20 protein-coding genes are annotated in these 20790 nt (G+C 69.3%); 18 read left to right on the plus strand and 2 right to left on the minus strand.

What is annotated here, in order from left to right; translation table 11 throughout:
* From HWX58_RS13440 to HWX58_RS13465, 6 genes are all read left to right on the plus strand, one after another.
* On the plus strand, positions 1 to 483 hold a 483-nt coding region (locus tag HWX58_RS13440; protein WP_175988575.1), incomplete at its 5' end, for an ABC transporter permease.
* Positions 474 to 2501 (plus strand): acetate--CoA ligase, encoded by a 2028-nt coding sequence (acs, locus tag HWX58_RS13445; RefSeq protein ID WP_175988577.1) that lies wholly within the window; start codon positions 474 to 476, stop codon positions 2499 to 2501. The genes HWX58_RS13440 and acs, both read left to right, overlap by 10 nt.
* 7 nt (positions 2502 to 2508) lie before the next feature.
* Positions 2509 to 3813: an O-acetylhomoserine aminocarboxypropyltransferase/cysteine synthase family protein gene (locus HWX58_RS13450; protein ID WP_175988579.1), complete on the plus strand. Its 1305-nt coding sequence runs from the start codon at positions 2509 to 2511 to the stop codon at positions 3811 to 3813.
* Positions 3810 to 4373: a CoA-binding protein gene (locus HWX58_RS13455; RefSeq protein ID WP_175988581.1), complete on the plus strand. Its 564-nt coding sequence runs from the start codon at positions 3810 to 3812 to the stop codon at positions 4371 to 4373. The genes HWX58_RS13450 and HWX58_RS13455 overlap by 4 nt, the downstream gene beginning before the upstream one ends.
* A gap of 30 nt (positions 4374 to 4403) precedes the next feature.
* The gene (gene coaE / locus HWX58_RS13460) at positions 4404 to 5003 is read left to right on the plus strand and encodes a dephospho-CoA kinase (RefSeq protein WP_175988583.1); all 600 of its coding nucleotides are present in this window, start codon (positions 4404 to 4406) and stop codon (positions 5001 to 5003) included.
* Positions 5000 to 6226, plus strand: coding sequence for an MFS transporter (locus tag HWX58_RS13465; protein WP_175988585.1), 1227 nt, complete (start codon positions 5000 to 5002; stop codon positions 6224 to 6226). The genes coaE and HWX58_RS13465 overlap by 4 nt, the downstream gene beginning before the upstream one ends.
* Here HWX58_RS13465 and HWX58_RS13470 read toward each other — a convergent pair.
* Positions 6180 to 6815 (minus strand): DUF4126 domain-containing protein, encoded by a 636-nt coding sequence (locus HWX58_RS13470; RefSeq protein ID WP_175988587.1) that lies wholly within the window; start codon positions 6813 to 6815, stop codon positions 6180 to 6182. The genes HWX58_RS13465 and HWX58_RS13470 overlap by 47 nt on opposite strands.
* A 53-nt stretch (positions 6816 to 6868) precedes the next feature.
* Between HWX58_RS13470 and uvrB the strand changes: the two genes are divergently transcribed.
* On the plus strand, positions 6869 to 8944 hold the full coding sequence (gene uvrB, locus HWX58_RS13475; RefSeq protein ID WP_175988588.1) for an excinuclease ABC subunit UvrB: 2076 nt from the start codon (positions 6869 to 6871) through the stop codon (positions 8942 to 8944).
* Between the two features lie 17 nt (positions 8945 to 8961).
* Positions 8962 to 9288: a TfoX/Sxy family protein gene (locus HWX58_RS13480; protein WP_175988590.1), complete on the plus strand. Its 327-nt coding sequence runs from the start codon at positions 8962 to 8964 to the stop codon at positions 9286 to 9288.
* Between the two features lie 10 nt (positions 9289 to 9298).
* Here the strand turns inward: HWX58_RS13480 and HWX58_RS13485 are convergent, their stop codons facing one another.
* Entirely contained in the window at positions 9299 to 9544 is a 246-nt protein-coding gene (locus HWX58_RS13485) for a hypothetical protein (protein ID WP_175988592.1), read from the minus strand.
* 63 nt (positions 9545 to 9607) lie between these two features.
* On the opposite strand from HWX58_RS13485, the gene HWX58_RS13490 reads away from it, so the two are divergent.
* From HWX58_RS13490 to whiA, 10 genes are all read left to right on the plus strand, one after another.
* Positions 9608 to 10027 (plus strand): MarR family winged helix-turn-helix transcriptional regulator, encoded by a 420-nt coding sequence (locus tag HWX58_RS13490; protein WP_175988690.1) that lies wholly within the window; start codon positions 9608 to 9610, stop codon positions 10025 to 10027.
* A gap of 65 nt (positions 10028 to 10092) precedes the next feature.
* On the plus strand, positions 10093 to 10779 hold the full coding sequence (locus HWX58_RS13495) for a DUF4129 domain-containing protein (protein WP_175988594.1): 687 nt from the start codon (positions 10093 to 10095) through the stop codon (positions 10777 to 10779).
* Positions 10776 to 11246: a hypothetical protein gene (locus tag HWX58_RS13500; protein WP_175988596.1), complete on the plus strand. Its 471-nt coding sequence runs from the start codon at positions 10776 to 10778 to the stop codon at positions 11244 to 11246. The genes HWX58_RS13495 and HWX58_RS13500 overlap by 4 nt, the downstream gene beginning before the upstream one ends.
* Positions 11243 to 12211, plus strand: a complete 969-nt coding sequence (locus HWX58_RS13505; protein WP_175988598.1) for an AAA family ATPase — start codon at positions 11243 to 11245, stop codon at positions 12209 to 12211. The genes HWX58_RS13500 and HWX58_RS13505 overlap by 4 nt, the downstream gene beginning before the upstream one ends.
* On the plus strand, positions 12208 to 13482 hold the full coding sequence (locus HWX58_RS13510) for a DUF58 domain-containing protein (protein ID WP_175988600.1): 1275 nt from the start codon (positions 12208 to 12210) through the stop codon (positions 13480 to 13482). The genes HWX58_RS13505 and HWX58_RS13510 overlap by 4 nt, the downstream gene beginning before the upstream one ends.
* Positions 13479 to 14000: a hypothetical protein gene (locus HWX58_RS13515; protein WP_175988602.1), complete on the plus strand. Its 522-nt coding sequence runs from the start codon at positions 13479 to 13481 to the stop codon at positions 13998 to 14000. The genes HWX58_RS13510 and HWX58_RS13515 overlap by 4 nt, the downstream gene beginning before the upstream one ends.
* Positions 14001 to 14009: 9 nt before the next feature.
* Positions 14010 to 16898, plus strand: a complete 2889-nt coding sequence (uvrA, locus tag HWX58_RS13520) for an excinuclease ABC subunit UvrA (RefSeq protein WP_175988604.1) — start codon at positions 14010 to 14012, stop codon at positions 16896 to 16898.
* A complete protein-coding gene (gene uvrC, locus HWX58_RS13525) occupies positions 16898 to 18805 on the plus strand; it encodes an excinuclease ABC subunit UvrC (protein ID WP_175988606.1) in 1908 nt (635 codons plus the stop codon). Before uvrA ends, uvrC begins: the two co-directional genes overlap by 1 nt.
* A gap of 31 nt (positions 18806 to 18836) precedes the next feature.
* Entirely contained in the window at positions 18837 to 19709 is an 873-nt protein-coding gene (gene rapZ, locus HWX58_RS13530; RefSeq protein ID WP_284690612.1) for an RNase adapter RapZ, read from the plus strand.
* A gap of 73 nt (positions 19710 to 19782) precedes the next feature.
* Entirely contained in the window at positions 19783 to 20760 is a 978-nt protein-coding gene (gene whiA, locus HWX58_RS13535) for a DNA-binding protein WhiA (protein WP_175988610.1), read from the plus strand.
* Positions 20761 to 20790 lie beyond the last annotated feature (30 nt).

The raw sequence follows: 20790 nt of genomic DNA on the forward strand, positions 1-20790 counted from the left end.
GTGCTGCTGAGCCCGACGCTCGCAGCCCTGCGCGCCGTCCCATCGCTCGCCTGGGTGCCGCTGCTGATCCTGTGGATGCAGATCGGCGAGGAGTCGAAGGTCACGCTGATCGCGATCGGTGCGTTCTTCCCCGTGTACACGACGGTCGCCGACGCGCTGCGGCACGTCGATCCGCACCTCGTCGAGGCCGGACGCTCGTTCAGCCTGCGCGGCTGGTCACTGTTCCGCACGGTCCAGCTGCCCGCCGTCGTTCCCTCGGTCATGTCGGGCCTGCGCCTCGCGCTCGCACAGTCGTGGCTGTTCCTCGTCGCCGCCGAGCTCATCGCGTCCTCGATGGGCCTCGGGTTCCTGCTCGACGACTCGCAGAACAACGGCCGAGTCGACCGCATCCTGCTTGCGATCGTGCTGCTCGCGCTGCTCGGCACGATCACCAACGCGATCCTCGGCTTCGTGGAAAGGCGCCTGCTCAAGCGATGGACCTGATCGACCAGACGACGACACCGGCCGCCGAAGTCCGCCTGATCGAGAACCGCGTCTACCCGCCGTCGCCCGCATTCCGTGCGCAGGCGAACGTCACAGAGGAGATCTACGCCCAGGCGGATGCCGACCCGATCGCCTTCTGGGAGGATGCAGCTCGGCGCCTGGATTGGGCGACGCCCTGGCGCACCGCGCTCGCCTGGGAGCCGCCGATCGACGGCGCGATCCCGGCGGCACGCTGGTTCGACGGCGGCACGCTGAACGTCGCCTACAACTGCGTCGACCGGCACGTCGAGGCCGGCCGCGGCGACAATGTGGCGCTGCACTTCGAGGGGGAGCCCGGCGACCGCACCGCGGTCACCTACGCCGACCTGCAACGGCGCGTCTCGCAGGCCGCGAACGCCTTGACCGCCCTCGGGATCGTCCCCGGCGACCGCGTCGTCGTCTACCTGCCGGTGCTCATCGAGACCGTCGTCATCGCGCTCGCGTGCGCGCGCATCGGCGCCGTGCACTCGCTCGTGTTCGGCGGATTCTCGGCCGAGGCCGTCAGGTTCCGGCTCGCCGACACCGGCGCGAAGCTCCTCGTCACGGGCGACGGACAGCACCGCCGGGGCACGGCCGTCGAGGTCAAGACCGCCGCCGACACCGCCGCCGCAGACCTGCCCGACCTCGAGCACGTGCTCGTCGTCCGCCGCACCGGTCAGGACGTGCCCTGGACCGAGGGCCGCGACGTGTGGTGGCACGATGTCGTCGACACAGCCCCCGACACGCACGAGGCGCAGCCGTTCGATGCGGAGCATCCGCTCTTCATCATCTACACGTCCGGAACCACGGGGAAGCCGAAGGGTCTCGTGCACACCTCCGGCGGCTATCTCGCGCACGCGAGCTGGGCGCACTGGGCGCACTTCGACGCCAAGCCCGACGACGTGCACTGGTGCACGGCCGACCTCGCCTGGGTCACGGCGCACACCTATGAGATCTACGGTCCGCTCTCGAACGGCCTCACCCAGGTCATCTACGAGGGCACGCCCGACAGCCCGCACCGCGAGCGGCACCTCGAGATCATCGAGCGCTACGGCGTGACGGTCTACTACACGGCGCCCACTCTCATCCGCACGTTCATGACCTGGTTCGGCGATGAGCTGCCGGCGGGGCACGACCTCTCCAGCATCCGCCTGCTCGGCACCGTCGGCGAGGCGATCAACCCCGAGGCGTGGGTGTGGTTCCGCCGCACGTTCGGCCGCGACGAGCTGCCGATCGTCGACACATGGTGGCAGTCCGAGACGGGAGCGGCCATGATCGTTCCCCTTCCGGGTGTCACGACCCTGAAACCGGGCTCGGCATCCGTGCCTCTGCCGGGGATCGACGCCGCCGTGGTCGACGAGAACGGCGACGAGGTCGCAGCCGGCCGCTCAGGAATCCTCGTCGTGCGCCGCCCGTGGCCGGGCATGGCGCGCACCGTGTGGGGAAACCCCGAGCGGTACCGCGACTCGTACTGGTCGGACTATGCGGGGCACGGCGCCTACGGCGGGTACTACGTCGCCGGTGACGGCGCCACCCGCGACGAGGACGGATACATCCGGATCCTCGGCCGACTCGACGACGTCGTGAACGTCTCCGGGCACCGGCTGTCGACGATCGAGATCGAATCCGCCCTGGTCGCCGATCCGTCCGTGGGGGAGGCGGGGACTGCCGGCGTCACGGACGCCGTGACCGGCCAGGCGCCGGTCGCCTTCGTGATGCCTTCCGGCAACGCGGAGGTGACGGCATCCGCGCCGCGCGACCGCGTCGCGCGCGAGATCGGCCCGGTCGCCAAGCCGCGCCACATCGTCGTCGTCCCCGATCTGCCCAAGACCCGCTCGGGCAAGATCATGCGCCGCCTCCTCGCCCAGCTGTGGGAGGCTGAACAGGATCGCCGCGCCGGACGCGAACCGGAAGCCCTGGGCGACACCACCTCCCTGCAGAACCCGGATGCCGTCAGCGGCGTCGCCGCGGCGCTGAGAGCCTACGAGAATCACGGTTGAGGAAGTCATGACGGAAGAACACCGCTTCGGGTTCCGCACCCGCGCGCTCCACGCCGGGGGAACACCGGATGCCGCGACCGGCGCGCGCGCCGTGCCGATCTACCAGACCACGTCGTTCGTCTTCGACGACGCGAAGGATGCCGGCAACCTGTTCGCCTTGCAGAAGTACGGCAACATCTACTCCCGCATCGGCAACCCGACCGTCGCAGCCCTCGAGGAGCGGCTCGCATCGCTCGAGGGCGGCATCGGTGCCGTGGCGACGGCATCCGGCATGAGCGCGGAGTTCATCACATTCGCGGCCCTCGTGGGCGCCGGCGATCACGTCGTGGCATCCGCTCAGCTCTACGGCGGCACCGTCACACAGCTGGATGTCACGCTCCGCCGCTTCGGCGTCGAGACCACCTTCGTGCCGTCGACGGACCCAGCCGACTTCGCGGCGGCGATCAAACCCTCGACCAAGGTCGTCTACGTCGAGATGATCGGCAACCCCTCGGGCGAGATCGCCGACATCGAAGGCCTCGCCGAGGTCGCGCATGCGGCCGGTGTGCCGCTCGTCGTCGACGCGACCCTCGCGACTCCGTACCTCGCGCGCCCGCTCGAGCACGGCGCCGACATCGTCATCCACTCCGTCACGAAGTTCCTCGGCGGGCACGGCACGACGCTCGGCGGCATCGTGATCGAGAAGGGCACGTTCGACTGGGGCAACGGCAAGTTCCCGCAGATGACCGAGCCGGTCGAGTCGTACGGCGGCATCAAGTGGTGGGACAACTTCGGCGAGTACGGGTTCCTCACCAAGCTCCGTTCCGAACAGCTGCGCGACATCGGCCCCGCGCTCAGCCCGCAGTCGGCGTTCAACCTGCTGCAGGGCATCGAGACGCTGCCGCAGCGGATCGACGCGCACCTCGCGAACGCCCGCATCGTCGCCGAGTGGCTCGACTCCGACCCCCGCATCTCGTACGTGACCTGGTCGGGACTCGAATCGCACCCGCATCACGAGCGCGCGGCGAAGTATCTGCCGCTCGGGCCGGGATCCGTCTTCGCGTTCGGGGTCGCCGCTGAGGACGGCCGTGCCGCGGGCGAGACCCTGATCGAGAACCTGCAGCTCGCTTCGCATCTGGCGAACATCGGCGACGCCCGCACGCTCGTCATCCATCCGGCATCCACGACGCACCGCCAGCTGACCGCCGATCAGCTCGTGGCGGCCGGCGCGCCTGCCGACCTCATCCGCATCTCGGTCGGACTCGAAGACCCCGACGACATCATCTGGGACCTCGACCAGGCCCTCACCGCAGCGACGGGAGCGAACCGATGACTGGCGACACCTGCGAGTTCACACCGCCGGTTGCGGCATCCTGCGAACTGCCCCCCGCACCGGTCGCCGGCGGGGAACGGCGCTGGGCGAGCCCCAGCCAGCAGGAGCGGTTCGCCCTGCTGCGGCGCTCGCGCTCCGTCGCGATCGTCGGCGCGTCGAGCAACCCGGCCCGCGCGTCGTACTTCGTCGGCACCTATCTGCAGTCCAGCTCGCCGTACGACGTGTACTTCGTGAATCCGATGGCCGATGAGATCCTCGGCCAGCCCGCCTACAAATCCATCGCCGACCTGCCGGTCGTGCCCGACATCGTCGACGTCTTCCGCAAGGACGCCGATCTGCCCGGCGTCGCGCAGGAAGCGGTGGATGCCGGTGCGAAGGCGTTGTGGCTGCAGCTCGGATCGTGGAACGAGGAGGCCGCCGCCATCGCCGAGGGCGCAGGTCTCTCGGTCGTCATGGACCGGTGCATCAAGATCGAGCACGCTCGCTTCCACGGCGGATTGCACCTGGCCGGCTTCGACACCGGGGTGATCAGCTCGAAGCGGCAGCTGCTCGCGCGTTGAGCCGAGCGGGTCGCGTGCCAGGATGGACGCATGCCTCTCATCGCCCTGACCGGCGGCATCGCCTCCGGAAAGTCCACGATCGCCCGTCGGCTGGCGGAGCACGGCGCAGTGGTCGTCGACGCGGATCAGATCGTCCGCGATGTGCAGGCCCCGGGGTCGCCCGTCCTCGACGCGATTGCCACCGCTTTCGGGGATGACGTGATCGCCTCGGACGGCTCGCTCGATCGAGCCGCGCTCGGCGCGCGCGTGTTCGGCGATGCCGAGGCGCTGAAGCGGCTGAACGCGATCGTCCACCCCGCCGTACGGGCCGAGTCGGCACGCCGGTTCACCGCGGCCTTCGCGGCGGATGCCGACGCCGTCGTGGTCTACGACGTACCGCTGCTCGTCGAGGCCAGAGTCGACGACCCGTGGGATCGCATCGTCGTCGCCCACGCGCCCGCCGACGAGCGACTGCGCCGTCTCATCGAGATCCGCGGAATGGAGCCCGGGGCCGCGCAGGACCGGATCGACGCTCAGGTCCCGGACCACGAGCGTCTCGAGATCGCGGACATCGTGATCGACACGTCCGGAACCCTCGAGGAGACCGTCGCGCAGACGGATGCCATCTGGAAGCAGCTCACGGGCGAGTGAGTGCGCCGGAATTCTCGGGCCTCGTTCCGGGAACGCGTTCGTACCGACGACTCATCGCCGGGCTGTTCTTCGCCGGCGTCGCGACGTTCGCGCAGCTGTACTCGCTGCAGGCCCTGCTGCCCGAAGTGAGCACGGATCTCGGCGTCCCGCCGGCGACCGCGGCGCTGAGTGTGTCGGCGGCCACCTTCGGCATCGCCGTCGCGGTGGTGCCCTGGTCGATGGTCGCGGATCGGATCGGCCGGATCCCGGCGATGGCGATCGGGATCATCACGGCGACCGCGTTCGGCATTGCGGCGCCGTTCAGCGGCGGGATCGAGATGCTGCTGGCGCTCCGCCTCGCGGAGGGACTCGCGCTCGGCGCCGTTCCAGCCGTCGCGCTCGCCTACCTCAGCGAAGAGGTGCACATCCGATACGTCGCCGCCGCAGCCGGCAGCTACACCGCCGGTACCACCGTCGGCGGACTCTCAGGCCGCCTGATCGCCGGTCCGCTCGGCGAGGCGCTCGACTGGCGGATCGGCGCGGGAACCGTCACGGTGCTCTGTGCGATCGCCGCAGCGGCGTTCCTGTGGCTGGTTCCACGCGCGCGTCGCTTCATCCCGGGAAGACGTCGCGCAGACGCAGGACCCGGGATGCTGACGCGCCTGGCCCGAGCGCTGCGCGCACCGCAGCTGCTGGCGCTCTACGCGCAGGGATTCCTGCTCATGGGCGCCTTCGTCGCCGTGTACAACTACCTCGGCTTCCACCTGATCTCGCCGCCCTTCCTCCTGCCGGCGTGGTTGGTGACGCTGCTCTTCCTCGCCTATCTCGCCGGTACCGTGTCCTCGCCGTGGGCGGGGTCGCTGGCATCCCGATTCGGCCGCCGCCGCGTGCTTGTCGCGGCGATCGGCGTCTTCGGCGCCGGTGCAGGCCTGATGCTGGTGCCGCAGCCGATCGTGATCCTGGTCGGACTCGTGATCTTCACCGGCGGTTTCTTCGGTGCGCACGCGATCGCATCGAGCTGGGCGCCTGCGCTCGCTGACGCCGACAGCCGAGCACAGGCGCCGTCGCTGTACTACTTCGCGTACTACGCCGGGTCGAGCCTGTTCGGATGGGTGCTCGGCATCGTGTTCGGCGGCGTCGGGTGGAACGTGTTCATCCTGGCGGTACTCGCCATGGCCGTGTCGGCGGCGGTCATCGCTACGACGACGCTGCGCCCGGAGGCTCGTGCCGCGGGATCTCGCTGACGACCACATCGCCGCGCGTTCTCCGGCGGCGGCGGAACAGCATGATCACAGCGACGATCAGTCCGATCAGGAGGAGTCCCGCCAGCACGGGGACGATGATCGCGAGTGCGGCGAGCAGGAACGACGCGCCGTCTTCGGCGGTGCTCAGAACCGGTGCAGCCAGGCCAGCCGTGACGGTGTTCGCGGCGAGGCGCCCGGTGGCCTTCGTGACGTGCACGACGAGCGCGATGACGATTCCGGTCACGATCGGCACCCACGTGTTCTGCGAGAAGAACGTCGATGGATCGTCCACCGCGACCGTCTGGGCACTCGCTCCCGCTCCGAACACGATGCCGCCGGACGCCGGGCGCAGAACGCTCTGGATGACGTCGTTGATCGAGTCCAGCGCCGGGATCTTGTCGGCGACGATCTCCAGCACGAGGAGAGCACCCAGGATCCACAGGGCGATGTCGCTCCCGATCCACGACCAGTCGGCCGGCAGGTTCACGGCGGGCAGGAACCTGTCGGCCAGTCCCAGCAGGAACAGAGGCATCCAGGCGTTGAGCCCGGCGGATGCCGCGAGGCTGGTGCCGATCAGGAACTCGATCATGCCGCCACTCTAGATCCGGCCGCAGTGTCAGTGGGGGCGCATACGCTGGAGGAATGCAAACCACGCGCAGCGTCCGTCCCTTCGAGGTGGTCAGCGAGTACATGCCCGCGGGCGATCAGCCGCAGGCGATCGCCGAACTCGCAGCGCGCATCAACGCCGGCGAGACCGACGTCGTGCTGCTCGGCGCCACCGGTACCGGCAAGTCGGCGACGACGGCTTGGCTGATCGAGCAGGTGCAGCGCCCGACCCTCGTCATGGCGCACAACAAGACCCTCGCAGCCCAGCTCGCGAACGAGTTCCGCGAGCTCATGCCGAACAACGCGGTGGAGTACTTCGTCTCGTACTACGACTACTACCAGCCCGAGGCCTACGTCCCTCAGACGGACACCTTCATCGAGAAGGACTCGTCGATCAACGCCGAGGTCGAGCGCCTTCGGCACTCCACGACGAACTCGCTCCTGAGCCGCCGCGACGTCGTGGTCGTCTCGACGGTGTCGTGCATCTACGGGCTCGGCGCGCCCGAGGAGTATCTGCGGGCGATGGTCGCGCTGCAGGTGGGGGAGCGCTACGACCGCGATGCCCTCATCCGCCAGTTCATCGCGATGCAGTACAACCGCAATGACGTCGACTTCTCGCGCGGCAACTTCCGGGTGCGCGGCGACACGATCGAGATCATCCCCGTGTACGAGGAGCACGCGATCCGCATCGAGCTGTTCGGCGACGAGATCGAGGGTCTGTACTCTCTGCATCCGCTAACCGGCGAGGTCATCGAGCGGCTCGATGCCGTTCCCATCTTCCCCGCCTCGCATTACGTGGCGGGAACCGACGTCGTCCAGCGAGCGATCGGCACCATCGAGGTCGAGCTCGCGGAGCGCCTGGCCGAGTTCGAGCGTCAGGGCAAGCTGCTCGAGGCTCAGCGCCTGCGCATGCGCACGACCTTCGACCTCGAGATGCTGCAGCAGCTCGGATTCTGCTCCGGCATCGAGAACTACTCGCGGCACCTGGACGGCCGTGAGCCGGGTCAGCCGCCGCACACGTTGCTCGACTTCTTCCCCGACGATTTCCTGCTCGTGATCGACGAGTCGCACGTGACCGTGCCGCAGATCGGCGCGATGTACGAAGGCGACGCCTCGCGCAAGCGCACGCTCGTCGACCACGGCTTCCGGCTGCCGAGTGCGATGGACAACCGGCCGCTCCGATTCGACGAGTTCAAGAACCGGATCGGCCAGACCGTCTACCTGTCGGCGACCCCGGGCAAGTACGAGATGGGGATCGCCGACGGCGTGGTCGAGCAGATCATCCGTCCGACCGGACTCGTCGACCCCGAGATCATCGTCAAGCCGTCGAAGGGGCAGATCGACGACCTGCTCGAAGAGATCCGGGTGCGCGTCGAGAAGGACGAGCGCGTGCTCGTCACGACGCTGACGAAGAAGATGGCCGAGGAGCTCACCGACTTCCTCGGAGAGCACGGCGTGCGCGTGCGGTACCTGCACTCCGACGTCGACACGCTGCGCCGCGTCGAGCTGCTCAGCGAGCTGCGCCAGGGTGTGTACGACGTCCTTGTCGGCATCAACCTCCTCCGTGAGGGCCTCGACCTGCCCGAGGTGTCGCTGGTCGCGATCCTGGATGCCGACAAAGAGGGCTTCCTGCGCTCCGGAACCTCGCTCATCCAGACGATCGGGCGGGCGGCCCGAAATGTGTCGGGGCAGGTGCACATGTACGCCGACAACATGACCGACTCGATGGCGAAGGCGATCGAGGAGACCGATCGCCGGCGTGAGAAGCAGATCGCGTACAACACGGAGCACGGCATCGATCCGCAGCCGCTGCGCAAGCGGATCGCCGACATCACCGACGTGCTCGCCCGCGAAGCCTCCGACACGCAGGACATGCTGCGCGGCAAGGGCAGGAACAAGTCCGGCAAGGGCAAGAGTCCGACGCCGCAGCTGCGCCGCGAGGGCCTGGCGGCCGAGGGCGCGCAGCAGCTCGAGTCGATGATCGAAGACCTGTCCACGCAGATGCTGGCAGCGGCGGCCGAGTTGAAGTTCGAGCTCGCCGGGCGCCTGCGCGACGAGGTTCAGGACCTCAAGAAAGAGCTGCGGGCCATGGAGCGCGCCGGCCACGCCTGAGCGAGGGGACCCCCACCATGGATGATGCCGGAACCGAGCTCGCCGACCGCGTGCGCGCGTTGCTGATGTCCGAGCCGGGCCTCGAGGAGAAGCGCATGTTCGGCACCCGTGCCTTCCTCCTCGGCGGCCGCATCCTCGTCGGAGCGCGCAAGCAAGGGGTGCTGCTCGTCCGCGTGACGGAGGAGAAGGGCTCGGCACTGCTCGCCGAGACGGGAGTCGCCATCGCCGTCATGGGCGCGAAGACGATGGGGCCGAGTTGGCTCGACGTGGCGCCGACCGCGATCGCGACCGATGAGGACCTCATGTTCTGGATCGACGCAGCCCGCGAGAGCGCCGCGGCCTGAGAGCAGTTGCTCAGACCGGGCAGTGCATGAGCGGTTTCGGACCGCTGCGATCGAACTCGTGCTCGGTCATCGGATGACCGCACAGCGGGCAGGCGCGCTCAGCGCGCTGCGTCGCGGTCGGCGGTGGGGTGGCTTCGTACGGGCCGACAGCGGCAGGTCCGGCCAGCTTGATGAGGTTCGTGTTGAGCCACTTGTACAGCCCGCCCGCCTCACGGATGCGTGTACGCAGGGGCACTCGGTCTGAGCTGTTCTCCATATCTCTTAGTGTACTAAGGATTAGGGGTCTATGTATAATCGAATCGTGAACGCCGTCGACGACATGCTCAAACTCGAGAACCAGCTGTGCTTTGCGCTGGTCACCGCCGCGCGCAATGTGGTCGCGATCTACCGCCCGATCCTCGAGCCCATCGGCCTGACGCATCCGCAGTACCTCGTCATGCTCGCGCTGTGGGAGAGGTCGCCCCGGTCGCTCGCCGACCTCGCCGCCGATCTGGCCCTCGACCCCGCAACGGTGTCACCGCTCGTCAAGCGCCTCGAGAAGGAAGGCCTCATCGCCCGCCAGCGCAGCAACGCCGATGAGCGCCGTCTCGACATCGGGCTGACGGAGGAGGGCGCGCGGCTCCGTGAGCGCGCGCTCGATGTACCGCGCCAGGTGATGGCCGCGGTGCAGATGGACATCGACCAGATCACCGCTCTGCGCGACGGATTATCCCCATTCGCCGGCCGCACGGCACTGTGATCACCGCCGGCCCGTAGGCTGGCAGGCATGACGCCGCCGCTCCCGAACGCGCCCGGGAGCAGCAGGTGAGGCGGGCGGCGACAGCGATCGGGCTCGTCGGGCTGTTCGTGATCGTCATGCTCGCGGCATCCGTTCAGGGCATCCCGCGGATGACGCCGCCGGACTTCGCCCGCCCGGATACGCAGCCGCAGGAGCTTCCACAGCCCAGCGGTTCGCCGACCGCCGGGCCACTGCCGGAGCCGGAATCCGACCTGCTCAACACGATCATCGGCGTCGTCTTCCTGCTCATCGCGGTCGCCGTCGTCGTTCTCATCGTGATCCTCATCGTCCGTGCGCTCATGCGCGCGTGGCGCGACCGGCCACTGCGCCGCCGCGACGGCGGCGAGGTCGACACCGAGTCGACGGGCGAGGCGATCGTGCAGGAGCCCGATGCGGTCGCCCCGGCGATCCGCCGCGGTGTCGCCGGCGCGCTCCGATCCATCGCCGGGGGCGTCACCCCCACGGATGCGATCGTCGCCGCGTGGGTGGGTCTGGAGGAGAGCGCCAGCGACGCCGGGATCACCCGTGGCCGCAGCGAGACGCCGTCGGAATTCGCGATGCGCATCATCACCCGCCGCGCCGGGATCACCGAGGCGGCGACGTCGCTGCTGGCGCTGTACGAACGCGTCCGCTTCGGCGGCCACGAGGCCGACGAGCAGGACCGCGCCGCCGCTCACGCAGCCCTGACCACGATCGAGGAGGGCTGGCGATGACCCGCCGACGCATCATCCCGTCGATCTGCGCGGCAGTCGTGGCGGCGCTCGTGCTCCTGTTCGCGATCCGGGTCGAGCCCGCGTTCGCCGTCGCCTGGGCCGCCCTCGTCGGCGTGCTCTGGCTCTGCGCCGGGGTCGTCATTCCGCAGGATCCGCGCGCCGATGCCCCCGACATCCCCGTAGAGCCCGAGCGCCGGGGCACGGCGATCGCCCGCATGGCCTGGTCGCTCAACACCAGAACCGGTGAGGCGGGTGAACTGATCACGCGCCGTGTGCGCGGCATCCTGCGCCATCGGCTTCAGCGCGAAGGGCTCGACATCGACGACCAGGCGGATCGTGAGCGCATCGAGACGCGCATCGGCCCCGGTCTGTGGTCCCGGCTCACAGGACAGGGCACGAACCGCCAGGACATCGAGCTCGCGCTCGACGCCATCGACCGCCTCTCGCCGAGCAAGGAGAAGGAATGACCGACAGCATCTCGATCGCAGAAACCGGAGAACGGATCCTCGCCGCCGTGCGATCGGTCGTCGTCGGAATGGACGATCCGCTCGAGATCGCCCTCGCGACGATCCTCGCCGGCGGGCACGTGCTCTTCGAGGACGTGCCCGGGCTGGGGAAGACTCTCGCGGCGCGCAGCCTGGCATCGGCCCTCGGGCTCGACTTCCGCAGGCTCCAGTGCACGCCCGACATGCTGCCCGGCGACGTCACCGGATCGTACGTCTACGCGCCCGACAGCGGCGAGTTCGTCTTCCGACCCGGGCCCGTCTTCACCGGGCTCCTCCTCGCCGACGAGATCAACCGCACGACGCCGAAGACGCAGTCCGCGATGCTCGAGGCGATGGCTGAGCGCCAGGTGACGGTCGAGGGCAACAGCTTCCCGCTCCCTGCGCCATTCCATGTCATCGCGACCTCCAACCCGATCGAGTACGAGGGCACGTACGCGCTGCCCGAGGCTCAGCTGGACCGGTTCATGGTGCGCTTGAGGGTGGGCTACCCGGAGCCGGCCGGCGAGACGCAGATCCTGCTGAACCGCGTCGCGCGTCAGCAGGAGGCCACGCACGTCGCGGCCGTGATCGACTCCGCGCGCCTGGTTGCCGTGCAGCAGACGGTCGAGGCGATCCATGTGCATCCCGACATCGCCCAGTACTGCGTGGACCTCACGCGCGCCACCCGTCACGCGCAGAACGTCGCGGTGGGCGCCTCGCCACGCGGCTCGCTCGGGCTCCTGCTCCTGGGGCGCGCGCTCGCCGCCCTCGACGGCAGGGAGTTCGTCCGCCCCGACGACATCAAGCGGATCGCCGTCCCCGTGCTCGCGCATCGGCTCACGCTCACGCCTCAGGCCTGGGCGCAGGGCGTCGTGAGCGCCGAGCAGATCGTCGAGAACGTCGTCGGTCAGGTGCCCGTCCCGCCGACAGTCGGCGCGCCTGCATGAGCGGACCTCGAACCGTTCCGCTCCGCGGCGTCCGCTGGGCGCCGTCTGTCGTGATCGGGTTCTTGGGCGCGATCGCGCTGGCGGTCGCCGGACTGGTGTTCTCGCGCCCCGACGTCGCAGCGCTCGGACTCCCGCTCATCGTCGCGAGCGTCGCCGCGGCGTTCCGCAGGCAGGATGCCGATCCGCTCGAGATCCGGCTCGACGCCGTGGCCGGTTCCGACGACGACCTGCTCCGCACCGAGCTGCGCGCGACCGGGGGAGCGGAGCTCGCCGAGGTCGTGCTCGTGCAGGCGGAGCGCCGGCGTCGGCGTCTGGTCGTGCCCGCCGACGGGACCGCCGTCGTCGCGAGCAGCCGTGCCCTGCACTCGGGGCCGGTCACGGCGGTCGCGGTGGCCGCGCGCGGGGTCTCGGGCGACGGGCAGCTCCTCGAGCCGGCGACCGCCGTCGTGACGCAGACCCGCAACGTCGCACCCCGTTCGACGACGCTGCAGGGGCTTCCGCTGTCGCCGCGGCTGACCGGCATGCACGGCAATCATGAGGGCCGGCGGCTCGGCCAGGGTGGCGACTTCCGCGATATCCACCCGTTCGTGCCGGGCGACGAGCTGAGCCGGGTCGACTGGCGCGCCACGGCGCGGATGGCGCGTCGCCCCGGCGACCTGCTCGTGCGACGCACCAACACGCTCAGCGACGCCACCAACGTCATCGCGATGGACATGGCGGACGACCTCGGCACCGTGGTGGCGACGTGGGGGAGCGGCGACCTCGTGCGCAGCGGTCCGACGTCGCTGGATCTGTCGCGTCAGGCGGCCTGCTCCATCGCCGCGGCCGCGGTCGGCTCAGGGGACCGCGTGGCGCTCCACGTCCTGACCCACGGCGGCCGTTCGGTGCGCAGCGGTGCCGGTGCGCGGCACCTCGCCCGGGTGGTGGCGGCGATCGCGGCGACCGGGCCGGCGGGCGAGGACGCGCGCTTCCGGCGTACGCCTCCCGTGCCGCACGGATCGGTGATCTTCGTGCTCTCGACGTTCTTCGACGGGGCGGCATCCGACGTGTCGCGCATGTGGCGCGCGTCCGGACATCGCGTCGTCGCCGTGGACGTCCTCCCGGACCTGGACGTGGCGCGGCTGGGTCGCGAGCAGCGGATCGCGCTGCAGGTCGTGCTCGCCGAGCGCGACGACGTTCTGCACGACCTGCGCTCGTCAGGCGTCGACGTCGTGCCGTGGCGGGAGAACCCGGCAGGAGCACTGGTGGCTGCGGCGAGGGCGAGACGATGAGCGCGCGCGGAAGAGAGCTCGACGGGATCAGCATGCCCCCGGCGGTTCCCGGCGCCGTCCTGCACGTCCTGCTGCCGGTCGTGGCGGCGGCCGCCGCGCAGACGGGCGTCGACATCATCGGCTGGCGGATCGCGGTCCTCGTCTTCGCGGTTCTGGGGATGCTGTTCCCGCAGACCCTGGGCGGGTGGCTGTCGATAGGGTGCCTGGCCGTCGGGATGCTGCTGGGTGAGCCCGACGTCGCCGTCACGATGCTCATGGTGCTGTTCGTGCACCTCATGCACGTGCTCTCGGCGCTGCTGCCGGTCGTCCCGTGGCGGGGGAGGGTCGTCCTCTCCGCGCTTCGGCCGACGGTGAGGCGACTGCTGCTCGGACAGCTGATCATCCAGCCGGTCACGCTCGGGGTCATGCTCGTGCAGCAGGCCGACGGGACGGTGATCGGCGGTGCGGTGCTGCTGGGAGCGGCGGCCGTCGTGGGCATCGTCGCCCTTTTCGCGCCCAGTGTCCGTGGCCGCTCGTAGACTTGTCCGGTGCCTATTGTCCCCGTCGCCAGCTCCGGAAAGCTCAGTGTCCGCGGTGCCCGCGTCCACAACCTCAAGAACGTCGACATCGACATCCCCCGGGATTCGCTCGTCGTCTTCACCGGCCTGTCCGGGTCGGGGAAGTCGAGCCTCGCGTTCGACACGATCTTCGCCGAAGGGCAGCGCCGCTACGTCGAATCGCTGAGCGCGTACGCCCGGCAGTTCCTGGGGCAGGTGGATCGGCCGGACGTCGACTTCATCGAGGGCCTGAGCCCCGCGGTGTCGATCGACCAGAAGTCGACCAACCGCAACCCGCGATCGACGGTCGGCACGATCACCGAGATCTACGACTACATGCGACTGCTGTGGGCGCGCATCGGCATCCCGCACTGCCCGCAGTGCGGTGAGCGCATCCAGCGGCAGACGGTGCAGCAGATCGCCGATCAGCTCATGCAGCTGCCCGAGCGCACCAGGTACCAGATCGTCGCTCCCGTCGTCTCGCAGAAGAAGGGCGAGTTCGTCGATCTGTTCCGCGAGCTCGGCGCCAAGGGATACTCGCGTGCGATCGTCGACGGCGATCTCATCCAGCTCGCAGAGCCCCCGACGCTCAAGAAGAGCTACAAGCACGACATCGCGGTGGTCGTCGACCGTCTCGTGGCATCCGACGACATCCTGGGCCGCGTGACCGATTCGGTCGAGACCGCGCTCGGACTCGCCGGCGGCGTCGTGCAGGTCAACTACGTCGACGAAGACGGGGACGCCGCGTGGCAGTCGTTCTCCGAGAAGCTGGCCTGCCCGAACGGACACCCGATCACGCTCACCGAGATCGAGCCGCGCACGTTCTCGTTCAACGCGCCCTTCGGCGCGTGCCCGGCGTGCTCCGGGCTGGGCACGCGCATGTCCGTCGACGTCGACCTCATGCTCGGCGATGAGGAGCTCTCGATCCGCGAGGGTGCGATCATCCCGTGGACCACGCAGGGCAAGGGCCTGTTCCAGTACTACGAGCGACTGCTCGAAGGTCTTGCGCGCGATCTGAAGTTCTCCCTCGACACTCCGTGGAAAGACCTGCGCGTCGACGTGCAGGATGCCGTGCTCCGCGGCGACGACTACAAGGTCACCGTCAAGTGGAAGAACCGCTACGGCCGCGAGATGCGCTACGCATCCGGTTTCGAGGGCGTCGTGCCGTACATCGAGCGGCAGTACGCCCAGGCCGAGAGCGACAACCAGCGTGCACGCTGGGGCGAGTACCTGCGCGAGGTGCCGTGTCCGGTCTGCGGTGGCGACCGCCTGAAGCCCGAGGTCCTCGCGGTGCAGGTGCACGGGCACTCCATCGCCGAGGTCTCGCACCTGAGCCTCGCCGATGCCCGCGAGTTCATGGAGAAGCTGACCCTCACCGAGCGCGAGGCGAAGATCGCCGCCCAGGTGCTCCGCGAGATCCGCCTGCGCCTCGACTTCCTGCTGCAGGTCGGCCTCAACTACCTCAACCTCAGCCGTTCGGCCGGGTCTCTGTCCGGCGGCGAGGCGCAGCGCATCCGCCTGGCCACGCAGATCGGCTCGGGTCTCACGGGCGTGCTGTATGTGCTCGACGAGCCGTCGATCGGTCTGCATCAGCGCGACAACCGGCGGCTCATCCAGACGCTGCAGAAGCTGCGGGACCTCGGCAACACGCTCATCGTCGTCGAGCACGACGAAGAGACGATCGAAGCAGCCGACTGGGTCGTCGACGTGGGGCCGGGCGCCGGCGTGAACGGCGGCGGCATCGTGCACTCGGGCCCGTACAGCGCGTTGCTCGGAGACACCGAGTCGATGACCGGCGACTACCTCTCCGGCCGCCGTGAGATCCCCACGCCGAAGAAGCGCCGCAAGATCGACAAGAAGCGTCAGCTCACTGTCGTCGGGGCACGCGAGAACAACCTCAAGAACGTCACGGCCGACTTCCCGCTCGGCGTGCTCACTGCGGTCACCGGGGTGAGCGGATCGGGCAAGTCGTCGCTCGTCAACGACATCCTGTACCGGGTGCTCGCATCCAAGCTCAACGGCGCCCGTACCCTCGCCGGCAAGCACACCCGCGTCACCGGCCTCGACAACCTCGACAAGGTCATCCATGTCGATCAGGCGCCGATCGGCCGCACGCCGCGGTCGAACCCCGCCACCTACACGGGCGTGTTCGATCGCATCAGGTCGCTGTTCGCCGAGACGCCCGAGGCGAAGGTCCGCGGCTACCAGCCCGGCCGCTTCAGCTTCAACGTCAAGGGCGGCCGCTGCGAGGCGTGCGCGGGTGACGGCACGATCAAGATCGAGATGAACTTCCTTCCCGACGTGTACGTCGACTGCGAGGTCTGCCACGGCAAGCGGTACAACCGGGACACCCTGGCTGTGCACTACAAGGGCAAGAACATCGCCGAGGTGCTCGAGATGCCCATCGAAGAGGCAGCCGAGTTCTTCGAGCCCATCCAGGCGATCCACCGCTACATGAAGACGCTGGTGGACGTCGGCCTCGGCTACGTCCGTCTCGGTCAGTCGGCCACAACGCTCTCCGGCGGCGAGGCGCAGCGCGTCAAGCTCGCTACCGAGCTTCAGCGCCGCAGCAACGGACGCAGCGTCTACGTGCTCGACGAGCCGACCACCGGCCTGCACTTCGAAGACGTCCGCAAGCTCCTCGAGGTGCTGAACGGCCTCGTCGACAAGGGCAACACCGTGATCGTCATCGAGCACAACCTCGACGTCATCAAGTCGGCCGACTGGGTGATCGACCTCGGTCCGGAGGGCGGCGCAGGCGGCGGCGAGATCCTCGCCACCGGTACGCCGGAGCAGATCGCGCGCGTCGAAGAGAGCCACACCGGCCTGTTCCTCGCGGAGATCCTCGGCGAGGGGCGCGGAGCCCGCAAGGCCAGCTGATGGCCGACGTCCTCCCGTACAAGCCGGAGCAGGGAGAGATCCCGACCGAGCCCGGCGTCTACCGCTTCCGCGACGCGCAGGGCCGGGTGCTGTACGTCGGCAAGGCGAAGAACCTGCGTCAGCGATTGTCGAACTACTTCGCTCCGCTGCGCACGCTGCACGAGCGGACGCGCCGCATGGTGACGACGGCCGCATCCGTGGAGTGGACGGTCGTGCCGACCGATGTCGATTCCCTGCAGCTCGAGTACATGTGGATCAAGGAGTTCGATCCGCCGTTCAACGTGCGCTACAAGGACGACAAGTCGTACCCGTTCATGGCGATCACGCTCGGCGACGAGGCTCCGCGCGTGATGGTCACGCGCAACCGCAAGATCCCCGGCGCTCGCTACTTCGGCCCCTATCCGAAGGTATGGGCGGTGCACGACACGATCGACCTGATGATCAAGGTCTTCCCGATCCGCACCTGCTCGGATGCGAGCTACAAGCGCGCCATGTCCACCGGGCGCCCGTGCTTCCCCGGCCAGATCGGCAAGTGCGGCGGGCCGTGCTCGATGACGGTGACCATCGAGGAGCACCGGGCGATCGTCGACGACTTCGTGGCGTTCATGGCGGGCGGCGATGAACGCTTCACCAAGGAGCTCACGAAGCGGATGCTGGCGGCCTCGGCTGCGATGGACTACGAGGCCGCCGCGAAGTACCGCGATCAGCTCGCCTCGATCGAGGCCGTGCTGGGCAAGAGCGCCCTGGTGCTGCCGGCCGACGAGGACGCCGACCTGTTCGGCATCGCGGAGGACGAGCTCGCCGCGACCGTCCAGCACTTCACGATCCGCGGCGGTCGAGTGCGTGGCGTCCGGGCGACGACGATCGAGAAGGAGCTCGACATCTCCGGCGCCGATCTGGTCGACCAGGTGCTGCAGCGGGCCTACGGGGAGGGGGTCGACATCCCCCGTCGTGTCCTGGTGCCCTCGCTGCCCGATGACGCGGCTGAGCTCGAGGTGTGGTTGCAGGAGCGCCGCGGCCGCCGCGTCGAGATCGCGGTCGCTCAGCGCGGTCAGCGGGCCGAGCTCATGCGCACGGCGACGCTCAACGCCCAGCAGGCGCTGATCCGGCACAAGACCCGCCGCACCAGTGACTACGTGGCGCGCACCCAGGCCCTGACCGATCTGCAGGAGGCTCTCGACCTGGACACCGCGCCGCTGCGCATCGAGTGCTTCGACATCTCGCACCTCGGCGGGACGAACGTCGTCGCCTCGATGGTGGTGTTCGAGGACGGCCTGCCGCGCAAGGACCAGTACCGCTCGTTCAACATCGCCGAGACCACCGACGACACCGACTCGATGTACCAGGTGCTGATGCGCCGTCTGGCGTACCTCGACAGGCCTGAGCCCGAGGACCAGGCCGATTCAGCCGTCGTGACGGACCCGCTCGCCACCGATGCGGAGGTCGTGACGACCCGCAAGCGGCCCCGCTTCTCGTACCCGCCGCAGCTGCTTCTCGTCGACGGCGGCAAGCCCCAGGTCGAGGCGGCCGCCCGCGCGCTGCGCGACTCCGGGCACACCGAGATCGGCCTGTGCGGGATCGCCAAGCGGCTGGAGGAGGTGTGGCTGCCCGGCGAGGACTTCCCGGTGATCCTGCCCCGCACGAGCGAGGCCCTGTACCTGCTGCAGCGCCTGCGCGACGAGGCCCACCGATTCGCGATCACCCATCAGCGCAAGCGCCGTCGGCGCGACATCTCCACGGTCCTCGAGGAGATCCCCGGCCTCGGCGCCGCGCGCATCAAGACGCTCCTGAAGCACTTCGGCTCGGTCGCCGCGCTCAAGGCCGCGGCCCCCGATGCGATCCAGGAGGTGCCGGGTATCGGCCCGACGCTGGCGCAGAGCATCCACACACGCCTGCGGAGCGGATAGGCTGGTCTCCACAGCGAGAAGGAGCCCCGTGATATCCGCCGAGGAGAAGAACGAATTCCTCATCGTCACCGGTATGTCCGGTGCGGGACGATCGACCGTCGCGAATGCGCTCGAGGACCTCGGCTGGTACGTGGTCGACAACCTTCCGCCGCAGATGCTCCGCCCGCTGCTCGATCTGACCGACCTCGGCGGGGGAGCCCTTCCGAAGGTCGCCGCGGTCGTCGACGTGCGCGGACGCAATCTGTTCAACGACTTCCCCGAAGTCGCCCGTGCGCTCCGTTCCCGCGGCAGTGTGCGCGTGGTGTTCCTGGATGCGTCCGATGACGTGCTCGTGCGCCGGTTCGAGTCCGTGCGCCGGCCGCATCCGCTGCAGGAGGACGGCACACTGCTCGATGGCATCCGTCTGGAGCGCTCCCGCCTCACGCTCGTCCGCGAAGCGGCCGACATCGTCATCGACACGTCCTCGTTGAACATCCATCAGCTCGCGACCCAGGTGTCCGAGACCTTCTCGGAGGAGGGAGCGGCGAGGCACCGGCTGACCATCCTCAGCTTCGGCTTCAAATACGGGCTGCCCACGGACGTCGATCTCGTCGCCGACATGCGATTCCTGCCCAACCCCTATTGGAACGACGACCTGCGCGGTCTCACCGGCCAGGACGAGCCGGTGCGCGACTACGTGCTCGCGCAGGAGGGCGCCACGGAATTCTTGGAAGCGTACGCCACCGCGCTCGTCCCCGTCCTCGAGGGCTACCAGCGCGAGAACAAGGGGCACTCGACGGTCGCGATCGGCTGCACGGGCGGCAAGCACCGCTCCGTGGCGATGGCCGCGGAGCTTGCGAAGCGCCTGTCCGAGATCCCCGGCATCGCGGTCAGCGTGCGGCACCGGGATCTCGGGCGCGAGTGAGGCGCGCAGGCGGCGGACGGTAAACTGATGGTTTGCGTCGCGATCCGACGCGCGAAGCTTTCCAAGGAGTCCCGTGGCACTTACCACCGATGTCAAGGCTGAGCTCGTCAGCATCCGCAACGCACCTCCCACGGTGCGCGTCGCCGAGGTCACCGCGATCCTCCGGTTCGCCGGAGGCCTGCACTCGATCGCCGGCCGTGTCGCGGTCGAGGCTGAGGTGGATGCCGATCTGCTGGCGCGCCGGGTCGCCCGCGACCTCGCCGAGATCTACGGAGTCCGTCCCGAGATCGCCCAGGTGCAGTCCGCGAGCGCGCAGGACGGTGCGCGGTACGCGGTCCGAGTGATCGGCGCGGGGGAGACCCTCGCCCGGCAGACCGGACTGCTCGATCAGCGTCGCCGGCCCGTCCGCGGGCTGCCCAACCGCCTGACGACCGGATCCCGCGAAGAGATCGCCGGGCTGTGGCGCGGAGCGTTCCTCGCAGCAGGAACCCTCTCCGACCCCGGTCGCTCGGCCATGCTCGAGGTGTCGTGCCCGAGTTCCGAGGCGGCGATGGCACTCGTCGGCGCCGCTCATCGCCTCGGCGTCGCCGCCAAGGCCCGCGAAGTGCGCGGCATGCCGCGCGTCGTCGTCCGCGACGGCGAGGCCATCCGCTCGATCCTCGCCCAGATGGGCGCCGTCAAGACCGCGGCGGCGTGGGAGGAGATGCGCCAGCGTCGAGAGGTCCGCGCGGGCGTCAACCGCCTCGTCAACTTCGACGATGCGAATCTGCGCCGCTCGGCACAGGCCGCGGTGGCCGCGTGCGCGCGCGTCGAGCGGGCTCTCGAGATCCTTGGCGACACAGTGCCCGACCACCTGCGCGTGGCGGGCGAGCTGCGCCTTGCGCACCGCGACGCGAGCCTGGACGAGCTCGGCCACCACGCGGATCCACCGCTGACCAAGGACGCGGTCGCGGGCCGCATCCGGCGCCTGCTCGCCATGGCCGACAAGCGCGCCCAGCACGACGGCATCCCCGGCACTGAATCGGCCGTGCCAGCCGGTCTCGACGTATAGCCGTCGCCGGCGGGTCGGGAGAAACCGGCC

This window comes from Microbacterium tenebrionis (assembly GCF_903645325.1).
Taxonomy (GTDB): domain Bacteria; phylum Actinomycetota; class Actinomycetes; order Actinomycetales; family Microbacteriaceae; genus Microbacterium; species Microbacterium tenebrionis.

Excerpts from the sequence above, each read along its gene's own strand:
- HWX58_RS13500 (WP_175988596.1), top strand. The coding sequence starts at position 10,776 with ATGACCCGCCGACGCATCATCCCGTCGATCTGCGCGGCAGTCGTGGCG.
- HWX58_RS13480 (WP_175988590.1), top strand. The coding sequence starts at position 8,962 with ATGGATGATGCCGGAACCGAGCTCGCCGACCGCGTGCGCGCGTTGCTG.
- HWX58_RS13515 (WP_175988602.1), top strand. The coding sequence starts at position 13,479 with ATGAGCGCGCGCGGAAGAGAGCTCGACGGGATCAGCATGCCCCCGGCG.
- HWX58_RS13485 (WP_175988592.1), bottom strand. The coding sequence starts at position 9,544 with ATGGAGAACAGCTCAGACCGAGTGCCCCTGCGTACACGCATCCGTGAG.
- HWX58_RS13470 (WP_175988587.1), bottom strand. The coding sequence starts at position 6,815 with ATGATCGAGTTCCTGATCGGCACCAGCCTCGCGGCATCCGCCGGGCTC.
- coaE (WP_175988583.1), top strand. The coding sequence starts at position 4,404 with ATGCCTCTCATCGCCCTGACCGGCGGCATCGCCTCCGGAAAGTCCACG.
- HWX58_RS13505 (WP_175988598.1), top strand. The coding sequence starts at position 11,243 with ATGACCGACAGCATCTCGATCGCAGAAACCGGAGAACGGATCCTCGCC.
- HWX58_RS13455 (WP_175988581.1), top strand. The coding sequence starts at position 3,810 with ATGACTGGCGACACCTGCGAGTTCACACCGCCGGTTGCGGCATCCTGC.
- HWX58_RS13510 (WP_175988600.1), top strand. The coding sequence starts at position 12,208 with ATGAGCGGACCTCGAACCGTTCCGCTCCGCGGCGTCCGCTGGGCGCCG.
- uvrB (WP_175988588.1), top strand. The coding sequence starts at position 6,869 with ATGCAAACCACGCGCAGCGTCCGTCCCTTCGAGGTGGTCAGCGAGTAC.
- HWX58_RS13490 (WP_175988690.1), top strand. The coding sequence starts at position 9,608 with ATGCTCAAACTCGAGAACCAGCTGTGCTTTGCGCTGGTCACCGCCGCG.
- acs (WP_175988577.1), top strand. The coding sequence starts at position 474 with ATGGACCTGATCGACCAGACGACGACACCGGCCGCCGAAGTCCGCCTG.
- HWX58_RS13450 (WP_175988579.1), top strand. The coding sequence starts at position 2,509 with ATGACGGAAGAACACCGCTTCGGGTTCCGCACCCGCGCGCTCCACGCC.
- uvrC (WP_175988606.1), top strand. The coding sequence starts at position 16,898 with ATGGCCGACGTCCTCCCGTACAAGCCGGAGCAGGGAGAGATCCCGACC.